The organism is Aerococcaceae bacterium DSM 111021, assembly GCA_020112395.1.
Lineage (GTDB): Bacteria > Bacillota > Bacilli > Lactobacillales > Aerococcaceae > Ruoffia.
Genome location: JACCEK010000001.1, coordinates 841,942 through 859,604, shown reverse-complemented (window position 1 = coordinate 859,604; position 17,663 = coordinate 841,942). Strand labels below are relative to the sequence as shown.

The following is a 17,663-nucleotide window of genomic DNA, read 5'->3' as shown; positions in this document are numbered from 1 at the left end:
ATAAGATTTTTTAAGGAGAATCATATGAAGCTTTTATGGGGTGGAAGTGCTGTTTTGGCTTTGATTATCGAGTTTATCGCTTTAATAAGCTATTGGAATTTTGGAACACATTTCTTTTCAACTCGTTGGGTGCAAATTCTTGGAGGATTCATTAGTGTTGGGGTCATCATTATTATATGGGGTGCATTCTTCGCTCCAAAAGCGTCTCATCCATTGCCAGTTCATTGGGCTCTAGTAGGTAAATTTATCATATTATCGATGCCAAGTTATATGTGGTTTATAAAGGAGAACAAGACATATGCAGCGATATGGTCAGTCATTCTAATCGTTCATCTGATTCTTTTGTATATATACCGTGATAGCCCTTTCATTTGAGTCACATTAATATTTTGAATATAATTGAGGTAGTATGATTAGACCGTTCCTGAAGGTATTCAGAAAAGAGGATATATTATGAAAAAACGACTAAATAAAGGGTTAAAGGTTATAATCAGTTCACTATTAGCCACTACATTGTTGTTTCCTTTGAATCAACTCAGTATCAATGCAAGCGAAAGCACTAATACGGAAGAATCTAGTCAGTCAGTTTCAAATGAATCAAGAGAAATTGACACAGAAATTTTTAAGCAACTTATCAATGAAGATACAGTGAACAATCAGGCGTTATTACAAGCTTTGGAAGACTTTGTTATGCTTGCAGATACATATCATTTCCAAGATATGACAGCGAGTGAGCTCGAAGAGGTAACAGCAACACAAGAAGAAATTCAGGCAGATTTTAATCCTGATGCTGAGTCAGAAGTATTTGAATATGAGAATGGCGAGTCAACTTTGTCGTATATGTATGAAGTTGAAGATGATGTTGCGTTCTTAGAAGCATCATTTGGGGATGGTTACTTAATTCATATTGATTTAGTGGCTGTAACAATGAATGTAGATGAAGTGAATGTTGTCTCTTTTGAAGAGATAGAAGAAGTGACAAGCATAGATGAATTTAGTGAACTTGATTTTACAACATTGGGTATCGGGTTAATGAATATTGATGGCTACAAGCCAACATTGGCAATTCCATCAACAATGCCAGAAGATTTACCTGAAGGATTTGAACAGGAGACTGATACGAATGATATGTTCGTTGAAAGTTATCTTTTATTTGAAGATAATTCAATACGATATTCAACATCAGAAGCCGTTGATAGTTATCTCAATCAAACTGTTCAAGGAATGGTTGCCTTACTTCAGGCCTACATGGAGTCGTTATAATTTCACTCAAGGACTGAGAAGACAATCTCAGTCTTTTTATATGGAAAGTATTGGCGTTTAACTGATCTATTGATATACTGAATTGTAAACGCTTTATTAAAAGGAGGCATATATGAATTCATTTTTAAAATTATGTTTATTATTAACTTTATTCGGGACATTCTATCAGCCGGTAGTTGGTGGGAATGTTCAAACTGTACTTGCTGAAGCAGTTGAGACGGTAGAGGAATCTGACTTAGTGACGGCAAGTGTGAATCAGCCTTTTCATTATAATCAGCATGCACTTCTCGAGGTCGAAGTTGAAGAAGGTATTCAAATTGAGCGAATGGTTGCGGATGTTTCGCAACTTGGAGGGTCAACTCAGTTAAATATCTCGCCGGAACTTCTTAAAGTGACTTTGTCTGTAACGCATGATATTGAACCAGGGGATTATGATATACCTATCACTTGGTGGGATCAGGATGATAATGAATATCAATCTTATACTACTGCGACGATTTTACCTCGGGAGAAAGATGAGGGAGAGATTGATTGGGATGAGGAAATTATCTACTTTATGCTAACTGACCGGTTTAACGACGGGGATGCATCTAATAATAATCCTTATGAATTAAGCTATGATCAAGCTGATAATCAAAGAGGAATTTATCAAGGTGGAGACTTCAAAGGAATTACTGAACGCATTGATTACTTGGATGATTTAGGAATTACGACGATTTGGATATCACCTATCGTGTCCAACGTTGTTTATGATGTGTCGGCAGGAAGTAATGACGGCGCATTTTACGGTTATCATGGGTACTGGGCACAGAACTTTGAAGAATTGAATCCACATTTTGGAACTCTTGAAGAGTTTCATGAATTAATCGATACAGCAGCAGAAAAGAATATAAAAATAATGGTCGATGTTGTTTTGAATCATGCGGGATACGGCATGAATAGTAAGGGTGAGAATTTAGATGATCCACCGGAAGGCTATCCGACTAATGAAGACCGAGCTGTCTTTGAGGGGATGTTGCGAGAGAGCCCAGGGGTTGATTCCCTAACACAAGAATTATCTGGCTTACCGGATTTTACTACGGAAGATACTGAAGTTTACGAGCAACTTGTCGATTGGCAGACTGCATGGCTTGAATTATCAACGACACCTAGTGGGAATTCAATTGCTAGCTTTAGAGTGGATACGGTTATACACGTTGATAATACTGCGTGGCAACATTTCAGGAATGAATTAACTAGAATGGATCCAGAATTCCAATTGCTCGGTGAAGTTTGGGGAGCAAGTGCAACAAGCCCTAAAGGATATTTAAATTCAGGTATGATGGATAGTGTTCTGGATTTTGAGTTTAAAGACTATGCAAGGAACTTTATTAATGGTGATTTAAGGGGAGTAAATTCACGTCTCATTCGTCGTAACGAGGCAATGACAAGTGCGAGTCCGACTGGGCATTTCTTAAGCAGTCATGATGAGACAGGCTTTTTATACATGCTGAATGGGAATGTTGATAAATATAAAGTTGCAGTCACCTTACAAATGACCGCAAAAGGTCAACCAGTTATTTATTACGGGGAGGAACTCGGGCAAACAGGTGCAAATAATTGGCCAATCTATGATAATCGTTATGATTTAGATTGGGACCAAACGCAAAACAACGATATTTTAACTCATTACAAAAAGCTACTCGATTTCCGGGGAGAGTATTCAGAATTGTTAGCTCGCGGTACACGAGACGTTTTAAGTCAATCTATTGAAGATCAATGGACAATTATTACTCGAGAGTATGCGGGAGAGCGTTTGTATATTGTGTTTAACTTATCAGAAGAAGCACATTCAATTGAACTACCTGTATCAACAGACACTGCTCTTGTAACCGATTATTATAGTGGTCACAAGTTCGAACTCACGAATAGTCAAGCAGGAGAGACTACTGTTGAGTTGAAGGTTCCCTCAGTTAATGAAGGTGGTACGATGTTACTTGTAGTTGATGAGGGAGAATTGGTTCCAATAGGTGAATAGTTAAAATAAATGACATTCATCTCAATATGGATATACTGATATTAGAGAGAAAGGTAGGCGTCATGAAAGGAGCTTTTATGTTAAGTTTATTGAGAAATTTATATTATCCATTGAAGCGTTACGTAGTTTTGATGGTTATACTAACGTCATTAACACCCAGTTTAGTTGCTGCGGCGGATGACGTGGATTTTGAAGGGGAGTTAGCTCAACAAGTTCAAAGTTTTGCAGAACAAATACGTCCACTATCCGCTAATAAAGATGAAGGAAACTCACTGTATTCACCCTTATCTTATTACTTAGCTCTCGTGGCCTTAGAACCAGGTTTAAAAGAGTCAGAAAGAGACCTTCTTGATGATGTAATTATATCTGATAATATGGATCGAGAGACTTATTTTGAAAATATGGCACTGTTTCTAAAAGAAGCGAAGAATAATGATAATCCGATTTTTAATACTGAAACATATCTATTAGGGCGTGATGATTTAGAATGGAATCCAACTTACTTAGAAGCAGTCAATGAATTAGCTACGAATCCAATGAATGTAGACTTTCAAGATTCATCTACTTATAAACTAATGAATGAGGATATTGCAGAGTTCACTGAGGGGTTAATCGATCCTTATTATACTGAGGAACGTATTGCTGAAATGACAGAAAATAAATACATGCAACTAGTCATAATGAATCTGTTCTATTTTAGAAGTAATTGGCGAAGTGAGTTTAATGAAGAGAAGAATACAGAGGAATTATTCTTTGGACGCGATGAAGAGACAACGGTACCAATGATGCATAAGGAAACACAGTTTGCTTACTTGGAAGGAGAGGGCTTTAAAGCCATTAAACTCCCTTACCAAAACCGAGCTTCTTTATTAGTTGTTATACCAACAGAAGCAGCTAATGATGAAGATATGTGGTCAGCTTATCAAACTGCCTTAGACCAAGAAGAAGATTTTGAGAGTAGATTAATTAACTTAAGCTTACCGAAATGGAAAAGTAGTGGTTCGCTTGATTTAACGGATTCATTAGATTTATTTGGTTTAGAAACGTTTAAAAAAGACCTCGGGCAAACCGATTTTTTCACAGCACAAGAATCAACGGCTATTAGCCAAATTCTTCAACGTGTAGAGTTTGTATTAGATGAGAAAGGAACGCGAGCGGCAGCAATAACTGAGATTGATATCGAAACGACAGCTGCACCGATTGAAGAGGAACCCGTGGAATTAATTGTGGACCAACCATTTATCTATGGAATTGTTTATGAAGAGATACCATTATTCGAGGGAATCATCAATAATATTGCAGAATAAAAAGAACTGTTTTTGTTTACTGTAGTTCCGCTTGAGACCGTAGGAGCGAACAACGACGCAAGGTTTGGTTTCTGTAGCATAGCGAGCTTTGGCGACAGCCGCTGTGATTAGCTAGAGGCGTTCCACTACGGTTACTGAAACATTCTTACTAGAATAAGCGAATGATTTTCACTTTCGCACATCAACATACATTTTATCTAAAGAAAAATCACTTAGCCATTTATCAAACGGTTAAGTGATTTTTGAAATTATAGGACTGGATCTAATCCGATTTCAGTTAGAAGATCTAGATATTCTTCATAAGTAATTGTTTCAAAATCTGATAAAGGAGGCACTGTTTCATCAGTTATTGTATAGACAGTTGACGTAATTAAAGAATCCTCAAATGGATTAATTCCTTCAGTTTCTTCCTCAGGTTCTGGGAAGATTGTTTCTTGCATTAAAGTTAAACTTTCATCTTCTGGATTGACTTCAAAAGTAATATTGAACGTCGTTCCTTCCGGTAGAATTGAAGCTAACATCTCGCTCTCTTCATCGGTTAATTTGTAATCTTCAATCGTTCCACGAACAATCGAACCATCTTTTTCAGTAGAGTTAAATGTTTGCTCTTCTGGGAACGAAATTTCAAATGGGTTTAAGACTTCACCAGCTACGGATTCATTTAATACTAATTGCCCCTCGCTTAATGAATCTGATAATTCTTGGACTTTACGTTCGTAATCTTCGTCTGTCATCGACATCATAGGAATCATTGACTCGTGAAGACTAAGTGGCTCGAATAACATACCTTCGTTATAGTAGTAGAACACAGCTTGCTCTTCGCCTACAGAAGTTGTTGATTGTCTCGCTGGCACGCTACCGTCATGAATCAGAACAGTTTCTTGAGTCGCTACTGAACCATCAGTATTCGCTAACTCATCGATTTGAGATGAGTGAACTTTTTCTGCTACTCTGAATGAATCAATGATACTATTTAAATACTCTTCATCACTTAAGTCACCTTGATCAAAATTAGTTTCTTCTTGTGCAGATACAACCGCCGGTTGAGACGTAAATACGTTAGAGGCAAATGTCATGCCACTAAGTGCTAAAGTACCAGCAATCATTGCTGGAATAAGTTTCTTTTTCATTAATAAATCCTCCATTAATATGAATTTTTATTCATTATTAGGGTAAAGCATATAGCTTTTAAGAACCTGTGTCAAAAGTTAACCCTTTTAAAAAGATTATAAATATTCATACTCTTTTCGATGTTTTTTCCAAAGTAGATTGCTATAATAATCATCATGTTGTTTAGAGAAAGGACACATGAACATGAAAATTAAAAACACAATGAATATAGGGCTTATTATGATGATTGCTTTATTGATAGTTCAAACTACATTACCAATAATTAATGCTGAGGAAACGTCAAACTCAGTCACATCAGAATCATCTCAAGAAGAGAGTATGACTGAGGAAACTTCTCAAGAAACTGAAATCTATGATTATCAAACGATGGAAAACTTAGATATGGTTCCTCTTGAGTATTCTGAATATGAATCATTAGAAGAGATTGTATATGAGTTAATGGCTAAGTATAGTCTAGATGTGTCTCAAGTCGGATTAGCGTATACAAACTTACATACGGAAGAATCATTCTATTTGAATGAAGATGAACAAATGATTGTAGCAAGTATGTACAAAGTACCAATGGTTGCGATGTTTATCGATTTAATTAATCAAGGCTACTTAACTTGGGACTCAGAGTTACCTTATAGTGAAGAATACTATCAAGATGGTGCTGGCGAGATAACTGCTAATCCTAAACAAGCTTACTATAGGCTAGATGATTTAGCATATCAGGCAATTGTCTATTCAGATAATACTGCATCATTAATCCTTTACTATTATTATGTGAATAATTTCGGTAGTTTCCGAACTGGTTTCCAAGATTTTGTCGATTATTATGACGTACCAGAAGTATACTTTTACGATAATTATGGATCAGCCCATATGATGAATCTATCACTACAAAAAATTGCTCAAGATGATACATATGCCGTCGTTCAAGACTTAATGATGGAAACATCTCCTAAACAATTTTTCTCACTGTTTGTCAACGACATGGCTACTAAGTATGGCCGTTATGAGAATATGCTAAATGACAGTGGAATATTCTTTCAAGAAGGAGAGCCGATTTACTCATTAGTCGTAATGGTTAGAGATGATCTTTATGCAGATATGTTTATTGCAGAATTAAATCTCCGTGTGAATGAATGGACGCTAGGCCAATCAGAGTAAAAAGTCTATTATTTTAAAATCACCCGTTTGAAACACATCAAAGTGTTCAAACGGGTGGTTCTTTTTTATTATAATCCAGTATAACGTAACCATTGATCCGCTATAAAAGCATGTCCTAAACTAGTAGGATGTACACCGTCCGCTCCAGTAATTGCTTCATAACCTAAGTTATCTCCAGCTTGGTTTAATGCGTCATCTAACTTTACTAAAGTAGCACCATACTCATCCGCCATCTCTGAAACAGCCTGTATCATCTTATCGACATACGGGCGCCACTGCGATCTATCTTCTGGGAAAGGTAGTACGTACGGCTCGATTAAAATAATTTCTATCTCTCTTTCTTTCAACGTACCCAGTAGATATCCATAATTTTCTTTGAATAATTCCAAAATTGACTCTGTATAAGGGATTTCAGCGGAAAGTCGATGCCATATATCATTAATACCAATTTGAATTGTGACGATATCAGGGTTTAAATCGAGACAATCAACTTGCCAACGGGTAACTAAGTCAGTTAATTTATCACCCCCTACACCTTGATTTAAGATGTTTAATTGAAGTGGAATATATTGTCGATATAAGTGTCCTGCAATCATGTTGACATATCCTTGACCAAGATTAGCGCCAAAGTATTCTCTTTGACCGGCATCAGTAATACTGTCACCGATGAATAATAGGGTGTGTTTATGTTGTAATTGAACCATTTGCTTAACCTCCTATTTGAATTTCTTATTTGGGTATTCATATATTATTATATGATAACAGAAAGCGTTTCACTAGCAATGTGGCTTTAAATGAATTGTATTTCAAAATGGATTGAAATTAGTTATGATGTAAGGACAATATAGAGGAGGTACTCAGATGTTACAAGGTATTTTATATTCGTTATTCGCTGGTCTGTTTATTGCTTTACAGAGTGTTTTTAATACAAATATTAGTGTCAAAACTGGGTCTTGGACTATGACGACAGTTGTTCATGGGATTGGGTTTTTATTAGGATTAATAATTATCATGTTGGTCAGAGATGGAACAATTGAACAATTACAGTCAGTGAATAAATTGTATTATTTAAGCGGTGTGTTTGGTGTATTAATCGTTTATTTTTCAGTTCAAGGAATGATGAGTTTAGGTCCGGTGTATACGTTCATGCTTATGATGGTAGCTCAGCTATTAATCGCATTAATCATTAATACGAATGGATGGTTTAACGTAGAGGCGATTGAATTAACAACAGGCAAAGTCTTTGGTATGATTATCATGATTATCGGAATCATTTTATTCCAAAGAGGATAGGCAGAGCATCAATATAAATAGACTAATTAAAGGGGTATATCATGACACAATACTTTCAAAAAAACCAATGGGAGCCATACGCTTACAAGCAATTAAATCAACTGATCGAACAGAATAAAACGACAGATGATGTTGATAATCAAGACAAACCTTATGTTGTTTTCGATTTTGATAATACAAGTATTATCGGGGATGTTGAAGATAATCTGATGGTTTATATGTTAGATCACTTACTTTATAAACTAACTCCCCAGGAGCTAGAAGAAGTGTTAATATCGGATCTATTTGATATGGATACGATACTAGATAATGCATTACCACATACGAGCCCAAGAAATTTAGCAGACGATATCATCGATAGTTACGCATGGCTATGGCACAATTTTATCAATCTAGAAGTAGCGAATCGACTAGATATAGGCGAAATCAGAAAGACAGCGCAGTATCGTGCATTTCAGGCGAAGCTTCGATTCTACTATGTTCATGTCAACGGTAAATTCACTCGCCAAGCAGGTAAACCCTGGTTAACTTATTGGTTTAAAGGATATACTCCGAATGAATTATCAAGTTTAACGAAAGATATGTTAGAAGAAGCATTAGCTAAAAGATCAGAAAAAGTTATTTATTCGACACCAGAAGAGCTTATTGGTAAAACTGGTCGAATTAGTAGTAAGTTTCAAAGTGGATTAAGGTACCCGCAAGAAATAATTGACTTATATAAAGCATTTCAAGCTAATGGGATTGTGACATATGTCGTAAGTGCAAGTCCGATTGATGTTGTTAAAACTGCGGCGAGTGATTATCAATTCAATGTACCAATCAATCAAGTGATAGGTATGAATTATGATTTAGATGATGAGGGAAGAATTCAAGCGTATATGACAAAGGGCGCACCAATTACGAAAAAAGAAGGTAAGACGGAAGCAATTTTAAATCACATTGCACCAAAGCACAAACACCGTCAGCCAATTGCTTTATTTGGTGATAGCATGGGGGATTACCATATGATGACAGAACTCAAAGATGTTTCCTTGAATGTTATATTCAATTGTTTAAATCAAGACAAAACTAAAGACTTAAAAGAATTAGCTCAAAAACAATACAATAGTAATAATGCAAACTTTATTGTTCAGGGTCGAGATGAGAATCAATTAGTCTTCGTACCTAATACGAAGTCATTAGGCTTAGGACAAAAAGACTTAGAGTACTAAGTAGTGGTCAAGAAGTAAGGGTGCAACTCGTCTTTACTTAACGATAAAGACTTGTACAAGTTGAGTAGATGATTAGGATTATTCTGATAGTTCTTTTATAATAACAGCATAGGGAGGCGTTATAAATGAAAAAAGTTGCAGTAATATTAGCCAATGGATTCGAAGAGATAGAAGCGATTGCACCAATTGATATTTTACGCCGTGCAGACTTTAAAGTAGATGTATTTGGATTAACAGAAGAAGTGTCCGGTGCACATGATATTATTATAAAAGCTGATTACATATTGAATGAGCCTTTAACTGATTATGATTTGATTGTTTTACCTGGTGGAATGCCTGGTTCAAAAAACTTACGCGATAATGATTTAATCATCGAAACGCTACAACTAATGAACCAAGCCAATAATAAAATCGCCGCAATATGTGCAGCGCCAATTGTTTTAGAAAAAGCAAACTTATTAGAAGGTAAGAAATTTACCCACTTTCCTGGAATCGAAGATCAGGTCGCAAGTGGACTCGACCAAAAGGATGCAGTCGTTGTCGTTGATGGCAATCTAATTACAGCTCGTGGAGCTGGAGTGGCGTTAGAATTTGGTTATACGCTAGTAGATATATTAGGTGGAGACGGCGAGGCATTACGTCAAGATATGCAATATAATTATTTGTTTAACTAAATAAATAGGTAGTAGGCATAAAGCTGTGAGGATTGTGAAAGCAATTCTTGCGGCTTTTTCTAAAATATCAGTCGCAATGCTGATGCAGACGAATCGAATCTTTGTTATATTAGAAACTACTAAATCTATGGAGGGAACTATGGCAAGAAAAACCAAAAAACAACAATCAGCATCAATCACCGGAAAAATAGTTTTAATACTTTTTGGGTTGATTATTTTGATCGGAACCATGGTTCTATTATATATTCATTTCACAACAGATATGAGTTACCAACCATATTATGAGATTGCTCAAGCGAATGAACATTATTTAATTGAGAATCAAGCTCAAATAGTTGAAGAAATTGAAGAAACGCAAGTAAATCCACAGCAATTAGGACATGTCTTTATACCTGAAGAACCAGCAAATTATATTGATATTCAACATGTTAATCAACATAATGTTCCTTACATTAATCAAAATGACCCTAGATGGGCTGATAAAAGTTATGGTACAGATGCGTCCCAAACGATTTGGGAAAATGGCTGTGCCATTGTAGTATTGGCGATGGTAGATAGCTATTATACACATGAAGAAGTACGCCCAGAAGATATTACTCGATGGGCAGGAGACGACTATTACATGTCTCATCAAGGAACATCGTGGTCAATTTATTCAGCTTTTGGACAAGAATTTGGCTATGATGTCATCGATGTTGGTAATGACTTCTACTCAGCAGTTAATTTACTTGAAGAAGGTTACCTTGTTGTAGTATCCGTTGGGCCCGGGACGTTTACAGAAGGTGGTCACGTCATGTTAATGCGTGGTTATCAAGACGGCTTAGTTTATTTGAATGATCCTAATGATGCGCCAGATAAGTTATTCAGTATTCAAGGAATACATGCTCAGACAGTGATTGCTGATGCGCTCAATTATTGGGCGATCGCTCCCTATTAATAAAGAGATAATAACAATGATTAAGGCAAAGAATAAGGAGAGTTAATAATGATACATGTACTATTTGTTTGTTTAGGAAATATTTGTCGCTCACCTATGGCTGAAGCCGTTTTTCGTAATATGATTGAAGAAGAAGGATTAACAGATAAAGTTACAGTAGACTCCGCAGCAACTAGTGATTGGGAAGAAGGTAATTCAACTCACCCAGGTACAAAGAAACGACTAGCCCGAGAAAGTATTCATGTTGAGGGCATGTATTCTCGTCCACTAGAAGATAATGATCTAGAGGCAACATATATTATTGGAATGGATGAAAGTAACATCGAAAATATCGAAAAGTTTGTCGACGGTCGTTCAATTGGCCAAGTGAAAAAGTTGTTGTCATTTACTGGAAACGACGCAGACATTGCAGATCCTTACTTTACGGGGGATTTTGATACTACCTATACTCAAGTACATGCGGGGTGTAAAGCATTATTAGAAGAAATCAAACAAGAGATAGCATGAAAAATTAGGGTATATTAATATCTTGCTATATTTGTTATAATTAGATGAGAACGATTAGAATAGAGGTATGTTATGAGTCGTGAATTTATGAAAGATTACAAGCGAGTTGTTATTAAGATAGGAACCAATTCAATTATGCTTGAAGAAAACCAAATTGATTACAAGAAGTTAGACCGATTAGCCTTTGTATGTTCAACGTTAATTCAAGAAGGAAAAGAAGTTATTATTGTCACATCCGGAGCAGTAGGGGTAGGGGCAAGTCACTTGAATTTAACTGAATATCCACAAACGATTGAAGAACAACAAGCTTTAGCAGCAATTGGGCAGAGTATCTTAATGGGGCATTACAGCCGATTCTTTCAATATTACAATCAGACAACTGCACAAATTTTATTAACGCGAGATGTCGTGACGTTTGAAACGTCATATTACAATGTTAAGCGAACAATGAATACATTATTGAATCAGAAGGTTGTACCTATTATCAATGAGAATGATGCGATTGCTGATGATGAGTTAAATCATCAAACGAAGTTTGGAGATAATGATACATTATCAGCGATCGTAGCTGGGTTAAGTGAAGCAGACCTATTGATTATAATGAGTGATGTTAATGGTTTGTATGACTCTAACCCTAAAGATAATCCGGATGCTAAATTAATTGAACAAGTAAGCGAAATAAATGAAGAGATTGAGCTGATGGCAAGTGGTAAAGGATCAGCCTTTTCAACAGGTGGCATGTCAACAAAGCTGAAAGCAGCACAATTAATTCTCGAAAAGAATCAGGCAATGATTATTACAAGTGGAGAAGACCCTGTGTCTATCTTTAGAATACTTGAAGGAGATTCAATAGGGACGTTGTTTAAGCAATAGAAGAGTATAAGGAGACATAAAAATGACTGAGCAATGGGATGATTATTTAATAGAACTTGGGAAAAAGGCTAAAGGAGCAGCAAAAACTTTACGCCGAGCGACAGAAGTTGAGAAAAACGAAGCACTCCTAAAGATGGCGGATGCAGTAGTTAAGAATCAAGCATTAATAATTGAAGCGAATCAAAAAGATCTTGAACGAGGTAAAGAGAATGGTTTGACGGATGCGTTACTAGAACGATTAACACTTACAGAACAGCGAGTGGAATCAATGGCTAACGGTTTACGCCAAATGGCTGCATTACCAGATCCAACGCTTATTACAGAGAAACAGTGGGTTAATAAAGATGGTCTTAAAATATCACGTCAGCGTGTACCGTTAGGAGTCATTGGAATCATCTATGAGTCACGCCCAAATGTAACAGTAGATGCGACAGGCTTATGTCTTAAAGCTGGGAATGCTATAATCTTACGAGGTGGGAAAGAAGCCTTAGAAAGTAATCAAGCAATTGTTCAAATTCTTCAAAAGGCCCTTGAAGGAACAGCGCTTTCTACGGAGTCTGTTCAACTTATTATGAATCCATCACGCGAGTTAGCGGCTCAATTCATGCGCTTAAATCAATATGTGGATTGCTTAATTCCGCGTGGAGGTGCAGGATTAATTAATGCTGTCATGAGGCAAGCAACGGTTCCAGTTATCGAAACAGGAGTAGGGAACTGTCACCTTTATATTCATGAAGCAGCTGATATTGATAAGGCCCTAGCAATTTTAATTAATGGTAAAACACAAAGAAACTCTGTTTGTAATGCGCTTGAATCGTTAGTTATCGATGAAGCCATCGCTAAGACAGATTTACCAAAGTTAATTGAATCATTAAAAGAGTACCAAGTTGAAATCCGTGGAGACGAAAAGGCTAAGACGATTGTCCCAACGATTGAAGAAGCCACTGAAGAAGATTATTCAACAGAATTTTTAGATAGCATCATTGCTGTTAAAGTTGTAGCAAATTATGACGATGCAATACAACATATTGAAACTTATTCGACAGGACATTCTGATGCTGTGATTACTGAAGATTACACAATCGCAAAATCATTCTTAAACGATGTCGATTCAGCAGTGGTTTACGTGAATGCATCAACACGTTTTACTGATGGAGAGATGTTTGGCTTTGGAGGCGAGATGGGAATTAGTACTCAGAAACTACATGCACGAGGACCAATGGGACTTGAAGAGTTAACGAGTTACAAATATACCGTCGAAGGAACAGGGCAAATTAGAGAATAGTTACTTACTTAAAGAGTAATCATATATTAACGCTAAGTTAATGTGATTACTCTTTTGTTTTACTTGAATTAATTCTAAAAACAGACTATACTTTACATATGAAAAACAATTCATATGTAAAGGGTGGTTTCTTATGAAATATAAATTAGTCGGGATTCGTAATCAAGACCATGCTGAATCTTTGTTTAATCAGATAAATCAATTACCAGATAATGAAAACATTCAAGTTAATAAAAACAAACAAGAAATCGAAGTCGATAATATCTCTTGTTATGAGAATTTACAGCGATTATTAAGTTTTGAAAAAGTAGGGCTAAAATCATTAGAGCATCATGAAGAACACGAACATCACCATTCACCGGGACATAGCCACAATCATAGTCATGATGTAGACTTTACGAGTGGTAGTAAGGCTGCTAAACACATGATGATTGTGTTTGGAATTAATTTAATGTTTAGTCTTATAGAAGCTGTTTTTGGACTGCTCTTCAACAGTGCATCTATACTAGCTGATGCAGTGCATGATTTTGGAGATGCATTATCGATTGGATTGGCCTGGATGTTCCAAAAAATATCATTAAAAGGGTCAGACTCAACTTTTTCTTATGGTTATAAGCGCTACTCACTACTAGGAGCGTTAATTACGAGTGTTGTCCTAATGGTTGGGTCAGTATTTATGATTATTCATTCGGGCGAAAAATTCCTAGATCCAGAACCTGTGAATTATCAAGGGATGTTGATTTTAGCAATATTCGCCATCGCAGCGAATGGTGTGTCAGCTTGGATAATCAGCAAAGGTTCATCACATAATGAGTCAATTCTATCTCTACATCTTCTTGAGGATGTACTCGGTTGGGTTGGTGTCCTTATTGTAAGTATTATTTTGCACTTTACAGATTGGTACTTCTTAGACCCATTATTATCAATAGGAATAGCTTTATTTATTCTTTACAAAACAATCCCAGAATTTATGAAAGTAGTCAGACTATTTTTGCAGGCTGTCCCAGATGGAATTGATGGGGAGTCTTTAAGAGAAGAAGTTCAGAGTGTGGACAATATTAACGGTTTATCTCACTTTCACCTATGGTCATTAGATGGTGAGGCACATATGATGTCTATGACTGTTTGTACATCATCTGATTCAATAACCGTTCATGAGCAGATAAAGAATAATATTCGACATATTTTATCAGCTCATAACATTGCACATTCTAATATAGAAATTGTATATGACCCCTATAATATTTTATCAATAAAATAAATTTACACTAAAAGCGAATCAGATTACCCAACTTAGGTAATCTGATTCGCTTTTATATTTGGAAGTTATTTTTCGAAGTAATTTAAGTATAGATTATTTAGACCTTTTTTAAGGTCCTCACTTGGGATAGCAAAGAACATACTAATCTCAGAAGCACCTTGATTAATCATACGTAAACTAATATTACTTTCAGCAAAGGCAGCAGTTGCTTTGTTGGCAATACCAATCGTATCACGCATCCCTTCACCAACAATAGCAATAATAGCTAAGTCTCGTTCTACGTGAATCCACTCTGGTTCGAATTGTTGTTCGATATCTTCTAGTAACTCTTCCAATTTATTATTGTTTTCAAATTGATTTGCGCGCATAACAACTGATATATCATCAATTCCCGTTGGAATATGCTCTACGTTTAAATCATGATCTTCGAATATCTGTAAGAGACGACGTGTATAACCAATTTCTCGGTTAAGTAAGTAACGTTTGATTGTGACAGAAATGAACCCTTCATCCCCACTAACGCCAATAACTGGATACTGTTTTATTTCTCCACGTTCAACGACAATTTTTGTTCCAACGATTTCAGGTGCATTCGTATTCTTAATTTGAATAGGAATACGGACTTCATATAGAGGAGTTAGGGCCTCATCATGGAAGATACCGAACCCTGAATATGCAAGCTCTCGCATCTCACGATATGTTATTTCATTAATAGCATGTGGGTTGTCTACAATGCCAGGATGGGCAGAAAAGATATGAGATTGATCAGTATAATTCTCGTATATTTCAGCTTCCACACCACGAGCAATAATCGCACCCGTAATATCCGAACCACCGCGTGAGAAGGTAACAATGTCACCGCGTTTAGATACGCCAAAAAATCCTGGGATAACTAAAACTTTATCACTCTCTTTGTGTTCTGCAATCTTATCGTAAGATTCCTTCAGGAGTTGAGCGTTACCAGGCTCATCTGTCACATAAATTCCCATTGCTTCTGGAGATTTGTACTCAGCATTTAAACCAATATTATTAAAGTGTTGGCTAATTAATTGAGCATTGAAATCTTCACCACATGATTTAAGTGCATCTAGTAATCTATCCGAGCGGTCAATCGTTTCAAGTAAGTTGTGTAATCGATCACTAAAATGTTTAATGATAGAAACATCTACATTAAGTTCTTCAGCGATATGTTGATAGCGTTCAATAATTTGTTTTTCAATATTAGTTGTATCTAGTCCAACCGTGTGGTTTGTATGTAAAGCGATTAATAAATCAGTCACTTTAATATCTTTGTCATCACGTTTTCCTGGGGCACTAACAACAACATAATGTATATCAGAATCATTCATTATAATATTGGATACTTTTTTAATTTGTACTGATGAGCTCAATGAGCTTCCGCCAAATTTTGCAACTTTCATATAATATTACTCCTTCATTTTTAATCTATTTATAATAATACATTATATAATGGAAAATTCCTACCACATATTGTAAAATAAGTGTGAGGGAATTTTTAATGTATCTCTAATATAATTTAAGGAGAATTTTAATATGAAAATTGCAATATTAGGTATGGGAACAGTTGGAAGTGGTGTAATCAAGGTAATTCAAGAGAATCAAGTAGAAATTCAACAGTTTACCAATGAGCCTATCGAAGTTTCACATGTTTTTGCTAAAGCTATTCACAATCAACATGAAGCTGACTTTACTAATGTGACTGTCACAGAGAATATCGATGATATCTTGAATAGCGATGTAGAATTAGTTGTGGAAGTGATGGGTGGAATTGACTTTACCTTTAGCTTACACCAAAAATTCTTATCAAATGGAATTCATGTTGTAAGTGCTAATAAAGATATGTTAGCCGTTCATATTAAAGAATTAGCAAAAATTGGAGACGACAACAAATCTCAATTAGGATATGAAGCAAGTTGTGCAGGTGGAATACCAATCATTAATGCTTTAACATATGGATTACAAGCTAATAAGATTCATCGCGTGATGGGAATATTAAACGGTACGACTAACTATATTTTGACAAAAATGACACAAGATGGCTGGTCTTATCAAGAAGCATTAGATGAAGCGCAAGCAAAAGGGTATGCAGAAAAAGATCCGACGAATGATGTTGAAGGGTTAGATGCAAGACGCAAAATTGCTTTATTATCTCGTATCGCATATAAATTAGATATGAATGTTGAGGATATTCCAGTTAGCGGCATTAGCCAAGTGAGCGTTAAAGACATTGATTACGCTAAAGAAGCGGGTCTAACAATGAAATTATTAGGTAAGAGTGAATACAACGGTGATAAACTAGAAATTAGTGTTGAGCCTGTTTTATTACCTAACCGTCACCAATTAGCAACTGTGAATGATGCAGCAAATGCAGTTTACGTGAACGGAAATGCATTTGGAGAGACAATGTTCTACGGACCTGGAGCAGGAAGTTTAGAAACGGCTTCAGCAGTAGTTTCAGATGTGATGAATATCGCTAAATTTGGCTTTGTTGGGAACTTAATCGTTGAAGAAGAAGCGACAATTAACCAATCTGGAGAAGCAGCATCGTATTATATTCGTTTTGAAAATGTAGAAGCTGATATTAACTTAGATGCTAAATATGAAGTAGTAACGAATGATCAAGATTTAGTAATTATGACTGAAGCAATTGGAGCAAATGCATTAGAACAATTAAAAAATAGTCATAATATTGAGGCAGTCTATGCAGTTATAAAAGATTAAGAATTGGAAG

Annotated in this window: 17 protein-coding genes; 14 read left to right on the top strand and 3 right to left on the bottom strand. The window is 35.9% G+C overall.

The genetic code is table 11. From position 1 onward, the window contains the following. The first annotated feature begins 24 nt into the window (after window positions 1–24). The 4 genes from HYQ40_03895 (at window position 25) to HYQ40_03880 (ending at window position 4,587) form a co-directional block, all read left to right on the top strand. Window positions 25–375 (top strand): YrdB family protein, encoded by a 351-nt coding sequence (locus HYQ40_03895; GenBank protein MBZ6526907.1) that lies wholly within the window; start codon window positions 25–27, stop codon window positions 373–375. 78 nt (window positions 376–453) lie between these two features. Then, a complete protein-coding gene (locus HYQ40_03890; GenBank protein MBZ6526906.1) occupies window positions 454–1,263 on the top strand; it encodes a hypothetical protein in 810 nt (269 codons plus the stop codon). Between the two features lie 112 nt (window positions 1,264–1,375). Continuing rightward, window positions 1,376–3,280 carry a hypothetical protein gene (locus tag HYQ40_03885; GenBank protein ID MBZ6526905.1) on the top strand — a complete coding sequence of 635 codons (1,905 nt, stop codon included), beginning with the start codon at window positions 1,376–1,378 and terminating at the stop codon, window positions 3,278–3,280. A 77-nt stretch (window positions 3,281–3,357) separates the two neighbouring features. Next, the gene (locus tag HYQ40_03880) at window positions 3,358–4,587 is read left to right on the top strand and encodes a hypothetical protein (protein ID MBZ6526904.1); all 1,230 of its coding nucleotides are present in this window, start codon (window positions 3,358–3,360) and stop codon (window positions 4,585–4,587) included. Between the two features lie 248 nt (window positions 4,588–4,835). Here HYQ40_03880 and HYQ40_03875 read toward each other — a convergent pair whose 3' ends face one another. After that, on the bottom strand, window positions 4,836–5,717 hold the full coding sequence (locus HYQ40_03875; GenBank protein MBZ6526903.1) for a hypothetical protein: 882 nt from the start codon (window positions 5,715–5,717) through the stop codon (window positions 4,836–4,838). Window positions 5,718–5,901: 184 nt separating this feature from the next. On the opposite strand from HYQ40_03875, the gene HYQ40_03870 reads away from it, so the two are divergent. Continuing rightward, window positions 5,902–6,870: a serine hydrolase gene (locus HYQ40_03870; GenBank protein ID MBZ6526902.1), complete on the top strand. Its 969-nt coding sequence runs from the start codon at window positions 5,902–5,904 to the stop codon at window positions 6,868–6,870. A 68-nt stretch (window positions 6,871–6,938) separates the two neighbouring features. On the opposite strand, the gene HYQ40_03865 is transcribed toward HYQ40_03870, so the two are convergent. Further along, complete coding sequence (locus HYQ40_03865) at window positions 6,939–7,574, bottom strand: SGNH/GDSL hydrolase family protein (protein MBZ6526901.1); 636 nt, start codon at window positions 7,572–7,574, stop codon at window positions 6,939–6,941. Between the two features lie 157 nt (window positions 7,575–7,731). Here HYQ40_03865 and HYQ40_03860 point away from each other — a divergent pair, with 157 nt between their 5' ends. The 8 genes from HYQ40_03860 (at window position 7,732) to HYQ40_03825 (ending at window position 14,911) form a co-directional block, all read left to right on the top strand. After that, on the top strand, window positions 7,732–8,163 hold the full coding sequence (locus HYQ40_03860; protein ID MBZ6526900.1) for a DMT family transporter: 432 nt from the start codon (window positions 7,732–7,734) through the stop codon (window positions 8,161–8,163). A 41-nt stretch (window positions 8,164–8,204) separates the two neighbouring features. After that, on the top strand, window positions 8,205–9,374 hold the full coding sequence (locus tag HYQ40_03855) for a haloacid dehalogenase-like hydrolase (GenBank protein MBZ6526899.1): 1,170 nt from the start codon (window positions 8,205–8,207) through the stop codon (window positions 9,372–9,374). A gap of 125 nt (window positions 9,375–9,499) precedes the next feature. Next, window positions 9,500–10,048: a DJ-1/PfpI family protein gene (locus tag HYQ40_03850; protein ID MBZ6526898.1), complete on the top strand. Its 549-nt coding sequence runs from the start codon at window positions 9,500–9,502 to the stop codon at window positions 10,046–10,048. A 25-nt stretch (window positions 10,049–10,073) separates the two neighbouring features. Next, on the top strand, window positions 10,074–10,985 hold the full coding sequence (locus HYQ40_03845; GenBank protein ID MBZ6526897.1) for a C39 family peptidase: 912 nt from the start codon (window positions 10,074–10,076) through the stop codon (window positions 10,983–10,985). Window positions 10,986–11,033: 48 nt separating this feature from the next. Next, window positions 11,034–11,492, top strand: coding sequence for a low molecular weight phosphotyrosine protein phosphatase (locus HYQ40_03840; GenBank protein ID MBZ6526896.1), 459 nt, complete (start codon window positions 11,034–11,036; stop codon window positions 11,490–11,492). A 72-nt stretch (window positions 11,493–11,564) separates the two neighbouring features. Further along, a complete protein-coding gene (proB, locus tag HYQ40_03835) occupies window positions 11,565–12,365 on the top strand; it encodes a glutamate 5-kinase (protein MBZ6526895.1) in 801 nt (266 codons plus the stop codon). Window positions 12,366–12,387: 22 nt separating this feature from the next. Continuing rightward, entirely contained in the window at window positions 12,388–13,650 is a 1,263-nt protein-coding gene (locus tag HYQ40_03830; GenBank protein MBZ6526894.1) for a glutamate-5-semialdehyde dehydrogenase, read from the top strand. A gap of 133 nt (window positions 13,651–13,783) precedes the next feature. Continuing rightward, complete coding sequence (locus tag HYQ40_03825) at window positions 13,784–14,911, top strand: cation transporter (GenBank protein ID MBZ6526893.1); 1,128 nt, start codon at window positions 13,784–13,786, stop codon at window positions 14,909–14,911. A 65-nt stretch (window positions 14,912–14,976) separates the two neighbouring features. Here the strand turns inward: HYQ40_03825 and HYQ40_03820 are convergent, their stop codons facing one another. Beyond that, window positions 14,977–16,332, bottom strand: coding sequence for an aspartate kinase (locus HYQ40_03820; protein MBZ6526892.1), 1,356 nt, complete (start codon window positions 16,330–16,332; stop codon window positions 14,977–14,979). Between the two features lie 133 nt (window positions 16,333–16,465). Between HYQ40_03820 and HYQ40_03815 the strand changes: the two genes are divergently transcribed. Then, window positions 16,466–17,653 (top strand): homoserine dehydrogenase, encoded by a 1,188-nt coding sequence (locus HYQ40_03815; protein MBZ6526891.1) that lies wholly within the window; start codon window positions 16,466–16,468, stop codon window positions 17,651–17,653. Window positions 17,654–17,663 lie beyond the last annotated feature (10 nt).

Excerpts from the sequence above, each read along its gene's own strand:
- HYQ40_03815 (MBZ6526891.1), top strand. The coding sequence starts at position 16,466 with ATGAAAATTGCAATATTAGGTATGGGAACAGTTGGAAGTGGTGTAATC.
- proB (MBZ6526895.1), top strand. The coding sequence starts at position 11,565 with ATGAGTCGTGAATTTATGAAAGATTACAAGCGAGTTGTTATTAAGATA.
- HYQ40_03865 (MBZ6526901.1), bottom strand. The coding sequence starts at position 7,574 with ATGGTTCAATTACAACATAAACACACCCTATTATTCATCGGTGACAGT.
- HYQ40_03825 (MBZ6526893.1), top strand. The coding sequence starts at position 13,784 with ATGAAATATAAATTAGTCGGGATTCGTAATCAAGACCATGCTGAATCT.
- HYQ40_03860 (MBZ6526900.1), top strand. The coding sequence starts at position 7,732 with ATGTTACAAGGTATTTTATATTCGTTATTCGCTGGTCTGTTTATTGCT.
- HYQ40_03880 (MBZ6526904.1), top strand. The coding sequence starts at position 3,358 with ATGTTAAGTTTATTGAGAAATTTATATTATCCATTGAAGCGTTACGTA.
- HYQ40_03870 (MBZ6526902.1), top strand. The coding sequence starts at position 5,902 with ATGAAAATTAAAAACACAATGAATATAGGGCTTATTATGATGATTGCT.
- HYQ40_03850 (MBZ6526898.1), top strand. The coding sequence starts at position 9,500 with ATGAAAAAAGTTGCAGTAATATTAGCCAATGGATTCGAAGAGATAGAA.
- HYQ40_03820 (MBZ6526892.1), bottom strand. The coding sequence starts at position 16,332 with ATGAAAGTTGCAAAATTTGGCGGAAGCTCATTGAGCTCATCAGTACAA.
- HYQ40_03855 (MBZ6526899.1), top strand. The coding sequence starts at position 8,205 with ATGACACAATACTTTCAAAAAAACCAATGGGAGCCATACGCTTACAAG.
- HYQ40_03875 (MBZ6526903.1), bottom strand. The coding sequence starts at position 5,717 with ATGAAAAAGAAACTTATTCCAGCAATGATTGCTGGTACTTTAGCACTT.
- HYQ40_03840 (MBZ6526896.1), top strand. The coding sequence starts at position 11,034 with ATGATACATGTACTATTTGTTTGTTTAGGAAATATTTGTCGCTCACCT.
- HYQ40_03895 (MBZ6526907.1), top strand. The coding sequence starts at position 25 with ATGAAGCTTTTATGGGGTGGAAGTGCTGTTTTGGCTTTGATTATCGAG.
- HYQ40_03830 (MBZ6526894.1), top strand. The coding sequence starts at position 12,388 with ATGACTGAGCAATGGGATGATTATTTAATAGAACTTGGGAAAAAGGCT.
- HYQ40_03890 (MBZ6526906.1), top strand. The coding sequence starts at position 454 with ATGAAAAAACGACTAAATAAAGGGTTAAAGGTTATAATCAGTTCACTA.
- HYQ40_03885 (MBZ6526905.1), top strand. The coding sequence starts at position 1,376 with ATGAATTCATTTTTAAAATTATGTTTATTATTAACTTTATTCGGGACA.